Origin of the sequence: Halovivax sp. (assembly GCA_007119345.1) — an archaeon.
GTDB lineage: Archaea > Halobacteriota > Halobacteria > Halobacteriales > Natrialbaceae > Halovivax.
The window spans coordinates 1-3,963 of record SKPV01000065.1 but is presented as its reverse complement, the minus strand read 5'-3'; the positions used below and the strand labels follow the sequence as shown (position 1 = coordinate 3,963).

At 69.5% G+C, this 3,963-nt stretch carries 3 protein-coding genes and 1 pseudogene; 1 reads left to right on the top strand and 3 read right to left on the bottom strand.

Going from position 1 to position 3,963, the window contains the following annotated elements:
* From QZT59_RS04825 to lysA, 3 genes and pseudogenes are all read right to left on the bottom strand, one after another.
* Window positions 1–521 (bottom strand): annotated as a pseudogene (locus tag QZT59_RS04825) (dipeptide epimerase); the annotation flags it as partial.
* A complete protein-coding gene (locus tag QZT59_RS04820) occupies window positions 518–1,663 on the bottom strand; it encodes an NlpC/P60 family protein (protein WP_290812138.1) in 1,146 nt (381 codons plus the stop codon). The pseudogene QZT59_RS04825 and the gene QZT59_RS04820, both read right to left, overlap by 4 nt.
* The gene (gene lysA, locus QZT59_RS04815) at window positions 1,650–2,915 is read right to left on the bottom strand and encodes a diaminopimelate decarboxylase (protein WP_290812136.1); all 1,266 of its coding nucleotides are present in this window, start codon (window positions 2,913–2,915) and stop codon (window positions 1,650–1,652) included. The genes QZT59_RS04820 and lysA overlap by 14 nt, the downstream gene beginning before the upstream one ends.
* A gap of 222 nt (window positions 2,916–3,137) precedes the next feature.
* On the opposite strand from lysA, the gene QZT59_RS04810 reads away from it, so the two are divergent.
* The gene (locus tag QZT59_RS04810) at window positions 3,138–3,839 is read left to right on the top strand and encodes a helix-turn-helix domain-containing protein (RefSeq protein ID WP_290812133.1); all 702 of its coding nucleotides are present in this window, start codon (window positions 3,138–3,140) and stop codon (window positions 3,837–3,839) included.
* The last annotated feature ends 124 nt before the right edge of the window (window positions 3,840–3,963 follow it).

Here is a 3,963-nt window from a genome sequence, read left to right as displayed (position 1 = left end):
GCGATCCGCTCGAGGTCGTCCTCGACCGCCCCGCCGACCTTCACTTTGATCTCCTCGAACCCTCGCTCGAGGGCGGTCACGGTCTCCGAAGCGGCGGTGTCGGGGTCCACGATCGAGACCGTGATGTCCGTCGTGACGGGCACCGGCTCGCCGCCGAAACACTCCGCGAGGGGAATCTCCCGTTCCCGGCAGTAGGCGTCGTAGAGCGCTGTCTCGAGGGCGAAGATCGCCGACACCTGGCCGGGCAGCGCCGCACGGAGCGCGCTGACGGCACCCCGTCGGTCGGCGACCGACCGGCCCTCGAGGAGGTCGGCACCCGCCTCGGCAGCGGCGATCGCACTCGCCTGCGTCTCGCCGGTGATCGGTTCCAGGGGCGCACTCTCGCCGTAGCCGACGGTTCCGGTATCGGTCTCCAGACGGACGAGGACGTTCTCGGCGCGGGACTTCGATCCGAGCGAGATCTCGAACGGCTCGGCGAGCGGGAGGTCGAGCGGGACGACGTCCACTCGATCGACGATCACCTGCGGTCGCCTCCGGTCTCCAGGTCAGCGTTCGCGGGTTCCAGGTCGAGCAGCCGCCTCGTCGAGCGCAGTCCCTCGTCGAGGTCGGCGACGTACCGATCGTCGGCGGGATCGAGGCTGTTCACCGTCACCCCATCGGCGTCGCCGTAGGCGTGGACGAACTCTGCGCCGCCGAGGGAGATCGCCACGTGGCCCGGCCAGAACAGGAGGTCACCGGGTGCAAGCGCCTCGCGATCGACGTCGACGCCGAGGGTCTCCTGCTGGTCGGCGTCCCGCGGGACGCTGACACCGGCGACGGCGTACGCGATCAGGACCAGTCCGGAGCAGTCGATCCCGGTGATCGTCGTGCCGCCCCACTCGTAAGGGGTGCCGAGAAACTGCGTGGCGGCGTCGACCACCGTCTCTCCGTCGCCGACGGGTCGCTGCCTGCGGATCGCGTCGTCGTCGAGGACGGCCGTCGCACCCGTTCGGAACGAGACGATCGTTGGGGTTCCACTCGTCGGCTTCCCTTCGTCCGTCCCGTCCCGGCTCGTCGCCGCCGCTACGCTCGTCGGCTCGATCCGACACGGCGTGCCGGCCGGGATTCGCTCGGGAAGTCCGTCGTTCGACTCCGCGGGCTCCGCGGGAGACGTCACGACCGCGTCCGCCTCCCAGTCGCCTCCGGAGTCGCCGGGCTCTGCGAGCGCGTCCGCGTCCATCCACCCGATGTAGCCGTCGGGCGTCCGGACGCGCCGCCACGAGTCCCGTCGATCGTACGCCCGTAGATCCGTCCCGTATCGGGCCTGGGTGACCTGCTCGGCGTCGCCGTCGGGTTCGCCGCGGACCGGGACGACCCGGCGGGCGGTCGTCCGCGCCTCCCCGCTCCCCGCGAGCGTCGCCAGCTCGTCGCGCACACGCCGGTCGGGGACCGCCCGCTCGACCGCGTCGACGACCGCTCGTCGGGCCCGGGCGTCGCCAACGACGCCGGTCAGAACGACGACGTCCCCGTCCGTTTCGGCGTCGACCGCGAACGCGGCGACGCGCTCGTCGGGAGCCACCCGCGTCGCCGCGCGCTGGACGGCGAGGCGGACCGCAGCCGGGACGTCCGCGGGAAACCCGTCCCGCGAACGCGGCTCCTCGCCCGCTCGCTCACCGGAGGTCATCCGGCACCTCCGCCTTTTCCAGGACGTCCGCGGGCGTCTCCGGCCGCCTGATCACGTCGACGCCGCCGTCCTCGCGGGCGAGGACCACCGGCGGCTTCGGCTGGGCGTTGGTGTGGGAGGCGCTGCCCAGCGAGTAGGCGCCCACGCGATCGATCGCGATCACGTCGCCCGCGGCGAGCTCCGGAAGGGCGACGTCCTCCGAGAGCACGTCCCCGGTGTAACAGAGCGGACCGGCGACGTCGTACGTCCGATCGGGCTCGCCGTCTGCGACCGCGTAGACCGGGTACGGCCAGTACGACGAGACGGCGTTCGTGCCGACGTCGAGGACCGCAAACGACGCGTACGGCGTCTCCTTGACGACACCGACGGTTCCGAGCAGCGTCCCCGCGTTGCCGACGAGCCGGCGGCCGGGTTCGAGAAAGAGCGTCGGGTGCGAGAGGGCGTGGGCAGCGACGCGCTCCCGCACGGTCGTCGCGATCGTCTCGACGATCTCGGTCGCCGGGGGCACTGGCTCGTCGTAGGGGACGGGAAAGCCGCCGCCGAGGTCGAGGACGTCGATCTCGACGCCGAGGTCGTCTCTGATCTCAGCCGCGAAGGAGAGCATCTCGCGCGCGGCCACGGCGTACGGCTCGACGCTGCGGATCTGGCTGCCGATGTGCAGCTGGACGCCAGCGAGTTCGACGGCGTCGGACGCGACCGTCCGCTCGGCGACAGCCATTGCCCGCCCGGACTCGATGTCGAGTCCGAACTTCGTCTCCCGGGTCGCCGTCGCCACCTCCGGGTGGGTCGGCACCTCCATCGCGGGGTTGCCCCGGACGAGGACCTTCGGCGTCGTCCCGGTCGCCTCGGCCGTATCGATCAGGCGCTCCAGTTCCGTGGCGTTGTCGACGAGCAGGTGTTCGACGCCGACCTCCAGGGCACGCTCGACGTCCGCCGACCGGCGGTTCATCCCGGTCAACAGCAGCTCCGAGGGATCGAATCCCGCCTCGAGCGCCGCCGAGAGTTCGCCGCTGGCGTACACCTCCGCCCGGCAGCCCTCCGATCGAAGTATCGAGAGGACGCCGGGATTGTAGTTGGCTTTGACGGCGAAGTGGATCGCCGAATCCGGGTAGTGGTCGTCGAGCGCCCCACGCAACGTCCGATAGTTGGCTCGTATGTCCTCCTCGAAGAAGACGAAGACCGGCGTCTCGAACGGCTCGAGCACCGCCGCCCGCCGGTCGCGGAGCCGGGCTCGTCGTGCCTCGATATCCATACCCTCGAACGCTTCGGACGGAGGGAAAACTCCCGGGCTAGCATGCGAGGCGAGTCGGCAGCTACTCTTCCGGCCACCAGCCGATACCGGTCCACCGGCTCGCAGGTCCAGAGCGTGTACGGCTGGCCGGGGACCACAGGTTTCTTGCAGAAAGTCGACGTGGAATCTCACCCATAGATATTTAGCTTTCGCTTGAGAGTCTCTCTCAAGACTCTGTTCGGTATGAAAAAACGAGTCGATCTCCGGCTGTGGCACGACGGCTGCTGGATGCTCGAGCTCACGCGCGAGTTCCCGGGCGCGGAGCTCGTCGTGACGGACATCTGTTCCGACGGGACCGACATTTTGGCGACGGTCAGTCTGCTCGGCAGCGAGGCGGTCGATCTCGAAGACGTCGAGGAAGCGGCGGCCGGCTCGGGCGCCGTCAGGTCGCTCGACGTCCTCGAAGGGCACGCCGACCAGCTCCGGGTTCACGTCCGGTACGACGCGGCCGCGTCGATCTACGAGGCGATCGTCCAGTCGTCGCTGACGCCGGTCGGCGAGATCCGGATCACCGACGACCGCGAACAGTGGACGCTGCTCGCCGACGGTGCCTCGATCGGCTCTTCGATGGCCGAGCTCGAAGCGGTCGCGGACGTCGACGTCCGGCGAGTCATCGACTACGAACCGGAGGAGGCGGTCGCGGGCGATCTCGTCGACGAGATCGCGGGCGAACTCTCTCAGCGCCAGACACGGTATCTGCTGTCGGCGTTCGAGGAGGGTTACTACGGCTGGCCCCGCGAGGTCTCCGCCAAGGAGCTGGCGGCCAAACACGACGTGTCCGGGCCGACGGCGCTCGAACACCTCCGGAAGGGAGAAGCGACCGTCCTCCAGCAGATCCTCGAGGTCGTCGAGCGCCGCGAGCGTCGCCAGGCCGACTCGGTGTAGCTAGAGGGATTCGTCACTCGAGGCTGGCGCCCCGAACCGAAGAGCGCAATTCGTGACTCGAAGCGAGACCATCGAACAGATGAGATGAGAAGAGTCGGTATGTAGGGTGACCACCCTCGACGTG

Excerpts from the sequence above, each read along its gene's own strand:
- QZT59_RS04820 (WP_290812138.1), bottom strand. The coding sequence starts at position 1,663 with ATGACCTCCGGTGAGCGAGCGGGCGAGGAGCCGCGTTCGCGGGACGGG.
- QZT59_RS04810 (WP_290812133.1), top strand. The coding sequence starts at position 3,138 with ATGAAAAAACGAGTCGATCTCCGGCTGTGGCACGACGGCTGCTGGATG.
- lysA (WP_290812136.1), bottom strand. The coding sequence starts at position 2,915 with ATGGATATCGAGGCACGACGAGCCCGGCTCCGCGACCGGCGGGCGGCG.